Origin of the sequence: Methylobacterium brachiatum (assembly GCF_900113845.1) — a bacterium.
In the GTDB taxonomy this organism is placed as follows: domain Bacteria; phylum Pseudomonadota; class Alphaproteobacteria; order Rhizobiales; family Beijerinckiaceae; genus Methylobacterium; species Methylobacterium brachiatum.
The window spans coordinates 360,011-373,660 of the sequence record NZ_FOQW01000005.1 but is presented as its reverse complement, the minus strand read 5'-3'; the positions used below and the strand labels follow the sequence as shown (position 1 = coordinate 373,660).

General features: G+C 70.6%; 16 protein-coding genes. 3 read left to right on the top strand and 13 right to left on the bottom strand.

Going from position 1 to position 13,650, the window contains the following annotated elements; genetic code table 11:
• Nucleotides 1-105 precede the first annotated feature (105 nt).
• From BMZ47_RS28450 to cysK, 5 genes are all read right to left on the bottom strand, one after another.
• Nucleotides 106-258, bottom strand: a complete 153-nt coding sequence (locus tag BMZ47_RS28450; RefSeq protein ID WP_007561240.1) for a hypothetical protein — start codon at nucleotides 256-258, stop codon at nucleotides 106-108.
• Nucleotides 251-568, bottom strand: coding sequence for a hypothetical protein (locus BMZ47_RS07990; protein WP_091860468.1), 318 nt, complete (start codon nucleotides 566-568; stop codon nucleotides 251-253). The genes BMZ47_RS28450 and BMZ47_RS07990 overlap by 8 nt, the downstream gene beginning before the upstream one ends.
• A complete protein-coding gene (locus tag BMZ47_RS07985) occupies nucleotides 568-906 on the bottom strand; it encodes a hypothetical protein (RefSeq protein ID WP_007561244.1) in 339 nt (112 codons plus the stop codon). Before BMZ47_RS07985 ends, BMZ47_RS07990 begins: the two co-directional genes overlap by 1 nt.
• A gap of 123 nt (nucleotides 907-1,029) precedes the next feature.
• On the bottom strand, nucleotides 1,030-1,527 hold the full coding sequence (locus BMZ47_RS07980) for a hypothetical protein (RefSeq protein WP_091860465.1): 498 nt from the start codon (nucleotides 1,525-1,527) through the stop codon (nucleotides 1,030-1,032).
• Nucleotides 1,528-1,913: 386 nt separating this feature from the next.
• Entirely contained in the window at nucleotides 1,914-2,888 is a 975-nt protein-coding gene (gene cysK, locus BMZ47_RS07975) for a cysteine synthase A (RefSeq protein WP_091860462.1), read from the bottom strand.
• Between the two features lie 281 nt (nucleotides 2,889-3,169).
• Between cysK and BMZ47_RS07970 the strand changes: the two genes are divergently transcribed.
• A complete protein-coding gene (locus BMZ47_RS07970; protein WP_091860459.1) occupies nucleotides 3,170-4,132 on the top strand; it encodes a TAXI family TRAP transporter solute-binding subunit in 963 nt (320 codons plus the stop codon).
• Nucleotides 4,133-4,143: 11 nt separating this feature from the next.
• On the opposite strand, the gene BMZ47_RS07965 is transcribed toward BMZ47_RS07970, so the two are convergent.
• Nucleotides 4,144-4,674, bottom strand: coding sequence for a GcrA family cell cycle regulator (locus BMZ47_RS07965; protein ID WP_007561252.1), 531 nt, complete (start codon nucleotides 4,672-4,674; stop codon nucleotides 4,144-4,146).
• Between the two features lie 417 nt (nucleotides 4,675-5,091).
• Between BMZ47_RS07965 and BMZ47_RS07960 the strand changes: the two genes are divergently transcribed.
• Nucleotides 5,092-6,279 carry a patatin-like phospholipase family protein gene (locus BMZ47_RS07960; RefSeq protein WP_091860456.1) on the top strand — a complete coding sequence of 396 codons (1,188 nt, stop codon included), beginning with the start codon at nucleotides 5,092-5,094 and terminating at the stop codon, nucleotides 6,277-6,279.
• A 54-nt stretch (nucleotides 6,280-6,333) separates the two neighbouring features.
• On the opposite strand, the gene BMZ47_RS07955 is transcribed toward BMZ47_RS07960, so the two are convergent.
• The 3 genes from BMZ47_RS07955 to BMZ47_RS07945 form a co-directional block, all read right to left on the bottom strand.
• Nucleotides 6,334-6,462, bottom strand: a complete 129-nt coding sequence (locus BMZ47_RS07955; protein ID WP_007561257.1) for a hypothetical protein — start codon at nucleotides 6,460-6,462, stop codon at nucleotides 6,334-6,336.
• A gap of 83 nt (nucleotides 6,463-6,545) precedes the next feature.
• The gene (gene pyk / locus BMZ47_RS07950) at nucleotides 6,546-7,958 is read right to left on the bottom strand and encodes a pyruvate kinase (protein WP_091860453.1); all 1,413 of its coding nucleotides are present in this window, start codon (nucleotides 7,956-7,958) and stop codon (nucleotides 6,546-6,548) included.
• Nucleotides 7,959-8,097: 139 nt separating this feature from the next.
• Nucleotides 8,098-8,595 (bottom strand): SRPBCC family protein, encoded by a 498-nt coding sequence (locus BMZ47_RS07945; protein WP_091860450.1) that lies wholly within the window; start codon nucleotides 8,593-8,595, stop codon nucleotides 8,098-8,100.
• A gap of 286 nt (nucleotides 8,596-8,881) precedes the next feature.
• On the opposite strand from BMZ47_RS07945, the gene BMZ47_RS07940 reads away from it, so the two are divergent.
• A complete protein-coding gene (locus BMZ47_RS07940) occupies nucleotides 8,882-10,180 on the top strand; it encodes a lytic murein transglycosylase (protein WP_091860447.1) in 1,299 nt (432 codons plus the stop codon).
• On the opposite strand, the gene BMZ47_RS07935 is transcribed toward BMZ47_RS07940, so the two are convergent.
• From BMZ47_RS07935 to BMZ47_RS07920, 4 genes are all read right to left on the bottom strand, one after another.
• Nucleotides 10,181-10,969: an aldolase gene (locus BMZ47_RS07935; RefSeq protein WP_039902535.1), complete on the bottom strand. Its 789-nt coding sequence runs from the start codon at nucleotides 10,967-10,969 to the stop codon at nucleotides 10,181-10,183.
• A gap of 102 nt (nucleotides 10,970-11,071) precedes the next feature.
• Nucleotides 11,072-12,088, bottom strand: a complete 1,017-nt coding sequence (locus BMZ47_RS07930; protein WP_091860444.1) for a 5-oxoprolinase subunit C family protein — start codon at nucleotides 12,086-12,088, stop codon at nucleotides 11,072-11,074.
• Nucleotides 12,085-12,822, bottom strand: coding sequence for a 5-oxoprolinase subunit B family protein (locus BMZ47_RS07925; protein ID WP_091860441.1), 738 nt, complete (start codon nucleotides 12,820-12,822; stop codon nucleotides 12,085-12,087). Before BMZ47_RS07925 ends, BMZ47_RS07930 begins: the two co-directional genes overlap by 4 nt.
• Nucleotides 12,819-13,580, bottom strand: a complete 762-nt coding sequence (locus tag BMZ47_RS07920) for a 5-oxoprolinase subunit PxpA (RefSeq protein WP_091860438.1) — start codon at nucleotides 13,578-13,580, stop codon at nucleotides 12,819-12,821. The genes BMZ47_RS07925 and BMZ47_RS07920 overlap by 4 nt, the downstream gene beginning before the upstream one ends.
• Nucleotides 13,581-13,650 lie beyond the last annotated feature (70 nt).

Below are 13,650 nucleotides of genomic sequence, written 5' to 3'. Positions count from 1 at the left end.
ATCGTCCGGGCGGTCCGGCCGCTTCGCATCCCGCTGTCTTGTGTAAAAGACCTCCGGCCGACCTCGAGACGGATGCCTCGCGGTCGCCGGCGCCCGTTAGGATCCTCAGCTGCTGCCCGGATCGGTCTCGTCGTTCTGGCTCTTGCCGCCCTGCGGACCCATCCCGGGCTTGCCGTCGGTCTTCTCGTTCGGGTCCTTCACCGCGTCGGGCGCCACGTTGGCCGGCTTCTTCGGTTTCGGATCTTCACGCTCACTCATTCCTGTTCTCCTGCTCGACACGATAGTGGCCGTCGGCCACCTTTTGGTCGGCAGCCGGGGCCCGTGACGCTGTCTGGTCGGAATGGCCGCCCGAGGAGCCGCCGATGGCGGGCGGTGCGCGTCCGGCCTCGCCGGATTTGCCCCAGCCCTCCTTGGATTCGGTCTTGGCCGCTCCGCCCGCGCCCATATCGGTGATCGCCGCCTGTTCGGCGGTCTGGTGACCACCGCCGGCCGGGTGCTCGCCCGGTGAGCCGACCGTATCGTCGGGCTTGCGGGTGATCGTGCCGGAATCGCTGGTGATTCTGCCCATCACCGCTTCCCGTCATCCTGGCCGACCGCGGCGGTCGCCCGGTCGATGGCTTCGCCCAAATTGGAACCCTTGCCGGACGCGGTGCCGAAATCGCCCTGCAACTTCTTCAGGTTCTCAGGCGGCGTCTCGGCCTCGGTGGCGTCCGTGGCATCCGAGCCGGGCGTGCCGGAGGCGATCCGGGCCGCCTGGGCGTCGCCCGCCGGGTCCCGCTTGAGGTCGGTCTGGGTGTTGGCCGCCAAGCCCACGTCGAGGGGCGAATCCTGGCCGAGATCCTGGCCATTGCGGTCCGCGTTGGCGTTGAAATCCTTCAACGACGGCCGCTTCGTCTGCTCTGCCATGGCGTCTGCCTCTCCTGTGTCGCGCTGTTGCGGGACAACGGGGGCGGGAGACCAGAGTTGCGTCGGGCGTTCCGATCCGGCGCGAGCGGTGCTCCGCCTGCCGCAATCGAGCCCGCTGCGGCGTCAGGGCCCGACGATCCTGGGTGTCATGCCCTGGACGAGCGCCCGAACCGAATCCTCGGCGTGGCCGGGGCTGTCGGCCTTGGCCTGGATGGTCAGGAGGTCGCCGTCGCGCAGGATCACCGCGGTCGATCCCCCGCCATTCCCGAGCCCGTAGACCGTGATCCATCCGACCGCCGGGCTGACCGGCAGGGATGAGAGGCGGCAATCGGGATTCTGCTTGATGCAGAGCGATTCGAGCTTGGCGAAGGACGTCTCCCCGGATCGCACACGCTTCTCGGTCCCGTCGGTCAGCCGTCCGAGCTCGATGTCGACCGTGGGCGAACCCTTGCACGGGGAACACGTCATGGTCAGGCTCAGCGGCGTCGCCTGCACCGACGCCTTCGGGTCGATCGCGATCCTGACCTGATCCACGACGCTTGTGAGATCGTGGCTCGCGAAGCCCTGAGCCTGCGCCGTCTGGGCAAGCAGGCAACTGATGAGAACGAGAAGCCAGCGCATGCGAGTCAGTCCGTCCGGTGCCGGATCGCGGGTGGAGCGACGGCGCGTGATCCAGATGACCTATGCGCGCGGTTTTTCCAAGGTTCTCATCCGGGAACAGCGCCGCTCCGGGCGCATGGCCAAGTCAAAGTGAAAGGATGGTGGCTGCGACTGCGTTAAATCTTCGGATTTCTTCGGCCGTAAAATCGTTGCTGTCGATTTCGGTCACCAAGGGGTCTTCCGTCATCTGCGACAGCCGAGGAGTAACGACGGTTGAATACTAAAACATTTCCTGGGCACGGTATCGTCCCGGCCTCCCGCCAAAGAAAAAGCCGCGCCGGCCCCATGGGGACAGACGCGGCTTGAAACGTCAGCGTCGGCGCGCGGCGCGCCTTCGCCAAACCGGGCTAGCCGATGCCGTCGAACAGGGCCGACGAGATGTAGCGCTCGGCGAACGAGCAGGCGATCGTGACGATCCGCTTGCCCTGGAATTCCGGCCGCTTGGCCAGTTCCAGCGCGGCCGCGACGTTGCCGCCGGTCGAGATGCCGCCCGGAATCCCCTCCAGCCGAGCCAGCGCCCGCGAGGTCTCGAAGGCGGTGTCGTTGGAGACCTTGAGCACGCCGTCGAGGATGTCGGTGTGCAGGTTCTCCGGGATGAAGCCCGCGCCGATGCCCTGGATCTTGTGCGGGCCGGGCTGGCCGCCGGAGATCACCGGGGAGTCCACCGGCTCGACCGCGAAGACCTTGAGGTTCGGCAGGCGCGGCTTCAGCACCTCGCCGACGCCGGTCACGGTGCCGCCGGTGCCGACGCCAGCCACGAACGCATCGAGCTGACCGCCGGTATCGGTCCAGATCTCCTCCGCGGTGGTCTTGCGGTGGATCTCGGGATTGGCCGGGTTCGAGAATTGCTGCGGCATCACCGAGCCCGGGATCTCCTTCAGGAGTTCCTCGGCCTTGGCGATGGCGCCCTTCATGCCCTGCGCGCCCGGGGTGAGCGCCAGCTCGGCACCCAGGAAGGCCAGCATCTTGCGCCGCTCGAGGGACATCGTCTCGGGCATCACCAGGATCAGCCGGTAGCCCCGGGCCGCGGCCACGAAGGCCAGCGCAATGCCGGTGTTGCCGGAAGTCGGCTCGACCAGCGTGCCGCCGGGCTGCAGCTTGCCGGCGGCCTCGAGCGCGTCGATCATGTTGACGCCGATGCGGTCCTTGACGCTCGCGATCGGGTTGAAGAATTCGAGCTTCAGCAGGATCTCGGCGTCGACGCCGTGCTCCTTGGGCAGGCGGTTGAGGCGCACCAGCGGGGTGTTGCCGATGGTCTCGGTGATCGAGCCGTAGACACGACCGTGGCCGACCTTCGCCGGCGCGTTGAGGGAATCGGCCATCGCGGAACTCCTGCAGGTGTCGGGTCGGATCAATGTCGGGTCCGGCGGGCCCGAGCCAAGGGAAGCACTGGCGCGCCGCCGGACACGAGGCTGCGATATCGCGTCGCCGAAGCCGGGGCAATCAGGCTAAGTGTCCTGTGCGAAAGTTCTTTTTGCCGGCGCTGGGGAATACCCGAAATCGTGGAAGAAGGTCTCTGATGCGCCGGCCTTTTCTGGAATATCGTTCTCCGTATGAACGCTGCCCGCCGCGGACGCCCGGGGCGGACGACCAGGATTGTCAGATGACGCGCCATTTGACCGTTGGCGGCGGACCGACTCGCCGCGCCGGGCTGCTCGCCGCCCTGGGCCTCCTCCTCGGCCGGTCGGCCCATGCGGCGGAGCCGACGCGCGTCGTCCTCGCTACCGCGACGCCGGGCGGCGGCTTTCCGGCTTTCGGAGATGCCTTCGCGGCGGCGGTCCAGGCGGCGGATCCCGATCTGATCATCGAGGCACGGGCCAGTGGCGGCTCGGCGGAGAATGTCGGGCTGCTGCGTGCCGGCCGGGTCGACCTGGCTTTGGTCCAGGGAGAATACGCCACCCCAGCCCTGGCCGAGCCCGGCGGTCTCACGATCCTCGCTCCGATGTATCCGACGCCCGGCCTGTTCGCCGTGCCGGCGGGGAGCGCGATCCGCACCGTGGACGACTTGCGCGGCCGGACCGTGGTGCTCGGCACGCACAATTCCGGCCTCACGGTGATGGGCCGCAGCGCGCTCCAGGCTTCGGGGCTCGACCCCGAACGCGATATCCGCCCGATCCTGCTCGACCGGGCCGGCGACGGGCCGCCGATGGTGCTGGATGGGCGCGCGGAGGCACTCTGGGGCGGCGGGCTCGGCTGGCCGGGCTTCCTCGCCCTGGCGCATGCGCCCGGCGGCGCTCGATTCTTCGGACCGTCCGAGGCCGGCATCGCCCGCCTCGCCCAGCCGGGCGCGACGTTCCGGCGGCTGACGGTCCCGCCCGGAAGCTTTCCCGGCCAGGCCGAAGCGATCGAGACGATCGGCTCCTGGAGCCTCGTTCTCGTCCGGCCCGGCTTCGCAGCCGACACGGCCTACCGGATCGTCAGGGCGCTGGCCCGGTCAGACATGGCGGCGCGCCACCCGCAGGGCTCGGCGAGCCAGCCGAAGAACCTCTCCGGGATCGTGCCGGCCGCGCAGATCCATGACGGCACCCGTCGCTACCTCAGCGAGGTCGGGGTCCCGATCCGCTAGGGCACCCGATCCTAGCGGAACGAGGCGACGCGCCGGTCGCGCTTGCGCTCCGCGGCCGGCTGATAGGCGATCTCGGCGTGATGCGTGCAGTAAGGCAGGCCGGTGATCGAGCGGGCGCCGCAAAACCGGAATTCCGGCGTGGTCGGATCGCCGAGCGGCCAGCGGCACATGGATTCCCGCAGGTCCATGATCGTGACGCGCTGCGACACCGACAGCGCCACGGGCTCCGGTGCGGCCGGGGCGGGCGTCGGGAAGACCGGCGCAGGGCGATGCGAGAGGATCGCCACCGGCTCGGGCGCCTGGGTCTCGACTACCGCGATGGCGGTCTCGATCTCCACGGCCTTGGCGGCCTGCGGCGCAACCTGAGCTTCCTCGCCCCCCCGGGCACGACCGCCGAGGCCGAGGCGATGCACCTTGCCGATCACCGCATTGCGCGTGACGCCGCCGAGTTGCGCCGCAATCTTGCTCGCGCTCTGCCCGTCTTCCCACAACCGGCGCAGGAGCGCCACGCGATCATCCGTCCAGCTCAGGCCCGCTTCCATAGTCCCCCTCCGCCCCCTGCGGCCCGCGCGCCGTGACTGGGCGACGATCTGCGGTCCGGGTCGGCCAGGAACCTCGGCCGGAAGGCCGTGCGGACCGCACCCTTGCGCGTCACCCATGCGCGTCGGCTGCCGCACCGCGTGCGACACCCTGTCTCGTCAGGCCACGACCGGACCCTAGCGCGGCGCTCGCGACGCTTGCAAGGGCGGCCCCGAGACCAAGACCAGCCCTGTCCACCGGCAATGGCCGCTGCATCGGGGAAGGTGGTTACCGCCGCCTCGGGCTCGGCGGGGCGTGGCGCCGGCGTCACAGGCGGGAGCAATCGCACCGAATGCTCGGCGTGACCGGAACGGGGTCACGGCCAAGCTGCTTTCGTGTGGCAGAAGGGGCGAGCGTTGCTGTTATTTAGGGTGAGGACGATGGGTTACCGTCAGGGGTCGCTGCGGGCGCTGGTCGCGCTCGCGCTGGCCGGCCAGGTCGCGGCCTGCGGCAGCGTCCCGCGCACTGCCTACACGGCCGAGCAGGCGGCCTTCGCCAGCGTGCCCGGTATCCCGGGCGCGCGGGTCTATGCCGACGCGTCGGTCGAGACCATCGCCGAGCTCGCCGGAAATCCGCAGCGCCGGTCCGCCGGCTTCAACTACCTGGCACTGTCGGGCGGCGGCGGGGACGGCGCCTACGGGGCCGGCGTACTCAACGGCTGGACCGCCTCCGGCACCCGTCCGGAATTCACGCTGGTCTCCGGCGTCTCGACCGGCGCGCTGATCGCCCCCTTCGCGTTCCTGGGCCCGGCCTACGATCCGTACCTGACCGAGTTCTACACCAGCGGCGTCGCCGGCGAGCTGGTGACCTCGCCCAACCTCGCCAACATCGTGTTCGGCTCGGGCCTGTTCGGGGACGGGCGGCTGCGCAACCTGATCGGCCGCTACGTCACCCCGGAGCTGCTCACGGCCATCGCGGAGGAGCACGCCAAGGGCCGGCGGCTCATGGTGGTCACGACCAATCTCGACTCGCAGCGCGCCGTGATCTGGAACATGGGCGTCATCGCCTCGAGCGGCGCACCGAACGCGCTGGAGCTGTTCCGCGACGTCCTGGCCGCCTCGGCCAGCATCCCGGCGGTGTTCCCGCCGCAGATGATCGACGTGACGGCCGCCGATTCGCGCTTCCAGGAGATGCATGTCGACGGCTCGGTGGTCACGCCGGTCTTCACGCTCCCGCAGACGCTGCTGCTGCGTGACGGCAGGATCCGCACCGGCGGCAAGGCCAACATCTACGTGGTGATCAACGGCCGTCTCGAGCCGGATTTCGAGGTGACGAAGAACAACACCCTGTCGATCGTCGAGCGCTCGTTCACGACGGCGAGCCGCGCCCGCTCGCGCGCCACGCTGTCGGCGACCTACGCGCTCGCGCGCAACAATGGGATGGGCTTCAACCTCACCTATATCGACGAGAACGGCCCGAAGGTGTCCGCCGCCAAGGGCTTCGATACCGCCTACATGCGGGCCCTGTATCAGGAGGGGCTGGAGAAGGGCCGGACCGGCACCTTCTGGCAGCACACCGTTCCGGCGTCGCCGACGCTCAAGCAGACCGCGAACGCGGTGGCGAACTGACAGCGCTAATGATCAGCGCCGCGCGCCCTCTCGGGCGCGCGGCGATCGGGACCCTTACTTGCCCAGGATCTTGGTGACCAGACGGCCGATCGGGGTCGCCGTGCTGGCGTTCCGGTCGTCGCGGTCGATGGGGCGGTTCTCGTTGCCGAGAAGCTTGGTGACGATGCGTCCGATCAGGCTCATGGCTCTCTCCGGCGTTCGCGCCAAAACGGCGCAGCTTGCCCATTAACGGACGATGCGCGGGCGACGTTCCCCGGCTCCCGGCCTCACACCTGCATCAGGCGAATGTTGTTGGTGTTGCCCATCGTATGGAACGGGATGCCGGCGGTGACGACGATGATGTCGTTGGGCTTGGCGAAGCCTTCCGCCTGCGCGTGCAGGCCGGCCTTGGCGGTCATCTCCTCGTAGGAATCGACATCGTCGGTATGCACGCTGTGCGCGCCCCAGAGCAGGCAGAGCCGGCGGGACGTGGCGAGGCTCGGCGTGAGCGCCAGGATCGACGAGGCCGGGCGCTTGCGGGCGACACGCGCTGCCGTCGTGCCGCTCGTCGTGTAGGTCACGATCGCGGCGGCCCGCACCGCCTCGGCGAGATCCGCGGTGGCGGTCGCCACGGCATGGGGCGGCGTCTCCTCCTCGCCGGGCTCGGAGGCGGCCACGATCGAGTGGTAGAGCTTGTGGCCCTCCACGCTGCGGATGATCCGGTCCATCATCGAGACCGCCTCCACCGGATATTTCCCGGTGGCGGATTCCGCCGAGAGCATCACCGCATCGGCGCCGTCATAGATGGCCGTGGCGACGTCGGAGGCCTCCGCCCGGGTCGGCGCCGGCGCCTGGACCATCGAGTCGAGCATCTGGGTCGCCACGATCACCGGCTTCACGGCGAGGCGGCAAGCGCGGATCAACTCCTTCTGCCGCCCGGGCACGTCCTCGTGCGGAATCTCGACGCCGAGATCGCCGCGGGCGACCATCACGGCGTCCGAGAGCCGGATGATGTCGTCGATCCGCTCGAGCGCCTGCGGCTTCTCGATCTTCGACATGATGCCGGCGCGGTCGCCGATGATCCCGCGCGCCTCGATCACGTCGGACGGCTTCTGGACGAAGGACAGGGCGACCCAATCGACGCCGAGTTCGAGCCCGAAGGCGAGGTCGGCCCGGTCCTTCTCGGTGAGCGGCGACAGGTCCAGCAGGGTGCCGGGCAGGTTGACGCCCTTGCGGTTCGAGATCGGGCCGCCAGTCACCACCTCGGCGGTGATCGAATCCCGGCCCGGCCCGACGACGCGCACCCGAACACGCCCGTCGTCGATCAGGAGTTCCTGCCCGGGCACCACCGCGGCGAAGATCTCCGGATGGTGGAGCGGGATGGCTTGCTTGTCGCCTTCGGCTCCTTCGAGCACGAAGCGGATCGTCTCGCCGGCCACGAGATCGAGGCGGCCGCCCTGCAGCGTACCGATCCGGATCTTGGGGCCCTGCAGGTCCTGCAGGATGCCGATCGGGCGGCCGACCTCCCGCTCCAGCGCCCGGATCGCCGCGTGGACCTTGGCGTGATCCTCCTGCACCCCGTGGCTGAAATTGAGCCGGAAGGTATCGACCCCGGCGAGGAACAGGGCGTGCAGCTGGTCGGGCGCGGAGCTTGCGGGACCGACCGTGGCGACGATCTTGGCGTGGCGGTGACGGCGCATGCGGGTCTCTGCCTTCAACACGACCTCCGGGAATCGGCCGGGCGATCGGGCCCGCCGACGCTGCTCACATTGGTAAGGATGCGCACGGAGGCGAGCTTTTTCTGCTGCACCGCGTCAATTGCCTGTGCGGACCGGCCGCCTAGCGGGCGAGCTCGCGGGCGATGCCGGCGAGGCCCGCGTCGTAGACACCGGTGATGTCCTTGACGGCCTCCGCGTCGGTCATGCCCTCCGCGTCGAAGGTGGCGGTCCAGATCACGGTGGAGCCCGCGCCGTTCAGCCGAACCGCCAGCGTCGCGTTGTAGGAGCGCACCGGCAGCGGGCCCTGGATGAAGCTGTAGCTGTAGCTCATGGCCGCCTCGTCGCGAGCGGTCTCGACCTCGACGATCGTCCCGAGCCCGCCTTTGGTCACGAGGCCGCGGATCTGCGCGCGGATGCCGTCGTCGTCGTCTTCGCGCGACAGGATGCAGCGCTCGACCTGCGGATGCCACAGGCCGATGGCGCAGAACTCGCCGACCAGCGCCCAGACCGCCGCGGGCGGCGCCGGGATATCCCGGCTGCGGGTGACCTCCAGGGCGCAGGCCGGACCGGCGCTGAGCAGGGCTGCGATGCCGGACACGGCACGGACGGATCGCTTCACAGTTGGGTCTCCGCCGGATGTCCCGAACGGAAGTAGGGCCTCTAGTGACGGAAACCCATCCGGGCCCTGGCGGCCGATCCCTGGAAACCGCCGGGCTCAGCCGATAAGACGGCCCAGGGTCGATCGCTCGGCCGCTCGGCCGTCATCGCGAGCGCAGCGAAGCGGCCCAGAGCGGCGCGCGATCTTCGAATGTCGCGTTTCCCCCGGTTGCTTCGTTGCGCTCGCGATGTCGGTGGAGCGCGCTCCGACCGGAAACCGCATATCAGGCTTTGAGCCGGAGAGGTCGATGGACGATCGCATCAAGTCGGCTTCCCCATCGCGGCACGGCAGGCATCCGGGGCTGTGCGCCTTCAGGCTCGGGATCGCGGCCTTGGCGCTGGCTCCGGGGCTTGCCGTCGCGGCGCCGGAGCCAGCGCCGCCTCCCGCGCCCGCCCCATCCTTCGAGACCTGCCGCACCGATCTGATCGCCTGGGCGACCGCGCACGACGTACCGCAGGCCGTCGCGCAGGCACAGCTCGGCGGCCTGGAGCCGGACCCGGACGTGCTGGCCGCCACCCAGAACCAGGGCGAGTTCGTCCGGCCGATCTGGGACTACATCGACGCCAGCGTCACGCCGGCGCGGATCGAGGCGGGGCAGCGCAAGCTCGCCGCGTTGGCAGGGCCGCTCGCGGCGATCGAGGCCCGGTACGGTGTCGACCGCTACACCCTGGTCGCCTTCTGGGGGGTGGAATCGACCTACGGCACCGTGCTCGACAATCCCGGCGTGGTGAAGCCGGTGGTGCGCTCGCTCGCGACCCTGAGCTGCGGCGATCCCACCCGAGCCGCCTACTGGCGCGACGAGCTGACCGCCGCCCTGCAGATCCTGGCGCGCGACGAGGTGCCGCTCGACCGGATGCCCGGCGGCCTGACCGGGTCCTGGGCCGGCGCCATGGGCCATACCCAGTTCATGCCGACCGTGTACCAGCACCACGCTGTCGATTTCGACGGCGACGGAAAGCGGGACATCTGGACCTCGGCGCCGGACGCGCTCGCCTCCACGGCGAATTACCTGCGCGCCCATGGCTGGCGATCCGGAGAAGGCTGGGGCTACGAGGTCGTGCTCCCGGACGGGTTCGACGCCGCACGCGCCGACGAGACGACATCGCGCAGTCTCGCGGCCTGGCGGGACCTCGGCGTGAAGCTCGCCCATGACCGTCCGATCGCGGATGATTCCGCGCAGGCGACCCTGATTCTTCCGGCGGGCATCCGCGGCCCCGCCTTCCTGCTCCGGCCGAATTTCGCGGTGATCCTGCGCTACAACACGGCGCTCGCCTACGCGCTGACGGTGGCGCTGCTCTCGGACCGCCTGCGCGGCGATCCGGGTCTGTCGCGCGACTGGCCCCGGGGCGACCGCGCCCTCACCGGCGACGAGCGCCGCGACCTCCAGACCCGGCTGACCGAGCGCGGTTACGCCACCGGCGGCGTCGACGGGAAGATCGGCCCGAAGACCCGGGCAGCCCTGCGGGCCTATCAGGGATCGCAGGGCCTGCCGGCGGACGGCTACGCCGATCCCGCTCTGCTGGAGCGGATCCGGACGGCGCCCTGATCAGGCCAGGAAGGCCGGCTCGTCCCGGGCCAGCACGCGCTTGACGCTTTCCAGGTGCAGCCGCGCGCTCTCGGCGCGTCCGGCGGCTTCCTGGGCGGCGACGTGCCTGACGATCTCTTCCGGCACGACCTTCAGGGTGCGTCCCGTGCTCATGGCGAGCACCTGCGCCTGGGCGGCGCGCTCCAGATAGTAGAGGTCGTCCCAGGCCTCCGCGATGGTCTCGCCCAGCACCATCACGCCGTGGTTCTTCAGGAACACCACGTCGGCGTCTCCCGCGCTGCGGGCGATCCGCTCACCCTCGCGGGAATCCAGCGCCAGCCCGTTGTAATCCTCGTCCACGGCGATCCGGCCGTAGAAGCGCAGGGCGGTCTGCCCGGCCCAGAGCAGCGGCTGGCCCTCCAGCATGGCCAGAGCCGTGGCGTAGGGCATGTGGGTGTGGAAAGCGGCCCGCGCCTTCGGCTTCAGCCGGTGCAGCTCGGCATGGATGTGAAACGCCGTCGCCTCGGGCTGGCCGTCGCCCTCCACGACGTTGCCGTGGAAGTCGCACAGGAGCAGGCTCGACGCCGTGACTTCGGCGAAGGCCAGGCCGTAGGGGTTGACCAGGAACAGGTCCGGCCGCTCCGGCAGGACCGCCGAGAAATGGTTGCAGATCCCCTCCTCGAGACCGTTGCGCGCGGCCCAGCGCAGGCAGGCGGCCAGGTCGACCCGGGCGCGCCGGACGCTGTCCGCGTTCAGGGGCTCGTTGCTGCGCAGGGGCGGCGTGCTCGAAGCGGTGACGGCGTGCGCCATGCGTGAGGGCTCTCTCTCGGTTCGGATCTGGGCCGCCGGACTCGGCCGGCCCGGCATGTTACGCGGTCCTGCGGCGCGGTGAACCACCCTGCGCCCCGTCGATCACGCGCGCCCATCGGTGACGCCGTCGACGAGGTTGAGCCCGAGCAGGAAATCCGACGCGAAATCCGACCGCACGACAGGCTCGCGCGGCACCGGCTCGCGCAGCGTGTCGCGCTCGGCCCGGCGCGCGGCCACCGCTTCCGCGACGGTGACGCTCCGGAACGACAGGAGCGTCCCGCCCTGCGCCTGCGCGAGGCGCCCGAGATCCGGGCCGATCACGGTGGCGATCTTCGGATAGCCGCCGGTGGATTGCCGGTCGGCCATCAGGATGATCGGCAGGCCGTTGCCAGGCACCTGGATCGCCCCCATCGCCACGCCGTCCGAGACGATGTCGTGGCCCTTGGCGTGTTTGAGCGGGGTCCCGTCCAGGAAACAGGCCATGCGGTCGCCGCGCGGCGAGACGCTCCAGGGGCCGGCCAGGAAGGCGGCGATCTGGTCGGGGGCGAAATAGTCGTCCTGCGGGCCGAGCACGACCCGGATCTCTTTGGGATCCCGGTCGAGCCAGGGGGCGATCAGCCGGTGCGGGGAGACCTCGCCGGGCCTGGCCTCGGCCACGGGAAGGCGGTCGCCGGCCGCGAGCCCGCGCCCATTCAGCCCGCCGAGGCCGGAGCGGGTATGCGTCGCGGTCGATCCGAGAACCGGCGCCACGTCGATGCGCCCGCGCACGGCGAGGTAGCCCCAGGCGCCCGAAGCGCCCGCGCGGACCGTCAGCGTCTGGCCGGGTTCGAGCGTCACCGCCACGGCATCCGGCAGGGCCGCGCCGTCGAGGGCGATCCTGAAGCTCCGGGACACCATCGCGATCCCGACAGCGCCTCGCTCGGCCGTCACCGTCAGGCCGCCGGTGGAAACCTCGATCGCGGTGGCGTCCAGGGGATTGCCCACCGCGCGGTTGGCGGTCGCGTGCATCAGAGGATCCATCGGACCCGCGGCCGTGATGCCGTAGCGCAGGTAGCCGTGCCGGCCGCCATCCTGCAGCGTGATGCCGGGGCCCGCGGCCTCGACGACCAGGGCGGTCATCGACGAGCCTCCTCGCGACGGGCGACACGCTCGCCGGCCGCTTCCCGGGCATCCAGCGCAGCGAAGGTTGCGGCATCGACCGGCTCGAACCGGATCAGGTCGCCGGCGCCCACGAAGAAGCTCTCGTCGCGTTCCGGAGCGTAGAGCCGGGCCGGCGTCGCGCCGATCACGTACCAGCCGGTCGGCATCGGCACGGTCGCCACCGCGGCGAGGCCGCCGCCGATCACCACGGCGTTGCGGGGATGCGGCGGACGCGGGCTCGCCCGCCGGGGTACTGCCAGAGACTTGGGCAGGCCGCCGAGATAGGCGAAGCCCGGCGCGAACCCGTACATGTAGACCCGATAGGTCGCGCCCGCATGGGTGGCCACCACAGCATCGGGCGACAGGCCGGTGCGCTCGGCGACCTGGCCGATATCCTCCCCGTGCGGGGCGTCGTAGCAGCAGGGCAACGTCCAGAGGGTCGCCGTGCCGGCGCGCGCGGAGGTCCGTGCGGCCAGCGTGCGGACGCGGGCGACGAGCGTCTCCCGATCGAGCACCAGCGGATCGTAGTGGAGCATCAGGGAGCGGTAGGTCGGCACGCGCTCGCGCAGGCCCTCGGGCGGGTCGGCGCCGAGGGCGTCGTCCAAGGCCAGGACGCGATCGCTGATGTCGGGATCGACGGTGCTGCCGAACTCCACCACCAGCGCCGCCTCGCCGGAATCGAGCAGCCGCGGCTCGTGCTCGGCGTCGCTCATGGACGGAATGGCGCCAGCGTGACGCCGGCGCCTTCCAGCCGGGCGCGCACCGCCCGGGCTGTGGCCACGGCGTGGGCGGAATCCCCGTGAACGCAGATCGAGCGGATCGGCGTCGGCAGCGCCTTGCCCGAGGCGGTGAGGATCGCCCCGCCCTCGACCATGCGCAGGACCCGCTCCGCAGCCGCATCGGCCTCGGTGATCAGGGCGCCGGGCTGGTTGCGCGGGATCAGCAGGCCCGCCTCGGTGTAGCCGCGGTCGGCGAAGATTTCCTGGTGGACTTCGAGGCCGCACGCCTCACCCGCCTCGACTTGGGCGGTGAGCGCGATGGCGAGCAAAGCCAGGTCCCGGTCGACCGCCCGGACCGCCTTCGCGATCGCGTCGGCCACCGCGCGATCCTCGGCGGCGAGATTGGCGAGTGCCCCGTGCGCCTTCACGTAGGTGATCCGGTGGCCGGCATAGGCGGCGAGCGCCTGCGCGGCACCCACTTGGTAGGCGACCAGCCGCTCGATCTCGGGCGGGGTGAACGGCATGCGCCGCCGTCCGAAGCCCCAGAGGTCGGGGAAGCCGGGATGGGCGCCGACCGCCACGCCACGGTCCTTGGCCAGCGCGAACGTGCGGGCCATGATTTCGGGATCGCCCGCGTGCAGGCCGCAGGCGACGTTGGCCGAGGTGACGATGCCGAGGATCGCCGCGTCATCGCCGCAGGCGTAGGCGCCGTAGCCCTCGCCGAGATCGGAGTTCAGGTCCACGCTGGCCAACGGACTCGTCCCCTCTGTGCTGCGCACCGGCCCGGGCAGGCAGCGCGCATCGCGATCGGATGGTGCACCT

What these genes read in the sequence shown, in the direction of transcription:
- BMZ47_RS28450 (WP_007561240.1), bottom strand. Translation starts at nt 258, where the DNA reads ATGAGTGAGCGTGAAGATCCGAAACCGAAGAAGCCGGCCAACGTGGCG.
- BMZ47_RS07990 (WP_091860468.1), bottom strand. Translation starts at nt 568, where the DNA reads ATGGGCAGAATCACCAGCGATTCCGGCACGATCACCCGCAAGCCCGAC.
- BMZ47_RS07985 (WP_007561244.1), bottom strand. Translation starts at nt 906, where the DNA reads ATGGCAGAGCAGACGAAGCGGCCGTCGTTGAAGGATTTCAACGCCAAC.
- BMZ47_RS07980 (WP_091860465.1), bottom strand. Translation starts at nt 1,527, where the DNA reads ATGCGCTGGCTTCTCGTTCTCATCAGTTGCCTGCTTGCCCAGACGGCG.
- cysK (WP_091860462.1), bottom strand. Translation starts at nt 2,888, where the DNA reads ATGGCCGATTCCCTCAACGCGCCGGCGAAGGTCGGCCACGGTCGTGTC.
- BMZ47_RS07970 (WP_091860459.1), top strand. Translation starts at nt 3,170, where the DNA reads ATGACGCGCCATTTGACCGTTGGCGGCGGACCGACTCGCCGCGCCGGG.
- BMZ47_RS07965 (WP_007561252.1), bottom strand. Translation starts at nt 4,674, where the DNA reads ATGGAAGCGGGCCTGAGCTGGACGGATGATCGCGTGGCGCTCCTGCGC.
- BMZ47_RS07960 (WP_091860456.1), top strand. Translation starts at nt 5,092, where the DNA reads ATGGGTTACCGTCAGGGGTCGCTGCGGGCGCTGGTCGCGCTCGCGCTG.
- BMZ47_RS07955 (WP_007561257.1), bottom strand. Translation starts at nt 6,462, where the DNA reads ATGAGCCTGATCGGACGCATCGTCACCAAGCTTCTCGGCAACGAGAAC.
- pyk (WP_091860453.1), bottom strand. Translation starts at nt 7,958, where the DNA reads ATGCGCCGTCACCGCCACGCCAAGATCGTCGCCACGGTCGGTCCCGCA.
- BMZ47_RS07940 (WP_091860447.1), top strand. Translation starts at nt 8,882, where the DNA reads ATGGACGATCGCATCAAGTCGGCTTCCCCATCGCGGCACGGCAGGCAT.
- BMZ47_RS07935 (WP_039902535.1), bottom strand. Translation starts at nt 10,969, where the DNA reads ATGGCGCACGCCGTCACCGCTTCGAGCACGCCGCCCCTGCGCAGCAAC.
- BMZ47_RS07930 (WP_091860444.1), bottom strand. Translation starts at nt 12,088, where the DNA reads ATGACCGCCCTGGTCGTCGAGGCCGCGGGCCCCGGCATCACGCTGCAG.
- BMZ47_RS07925 (WP_091860441.1), bottom strand. Translation starts at nt 12,822, where the DNA reads ATGAGCGACGCCGAGCACGAGCCGCGGCTGCTCGATTCCGGCGAGGCG.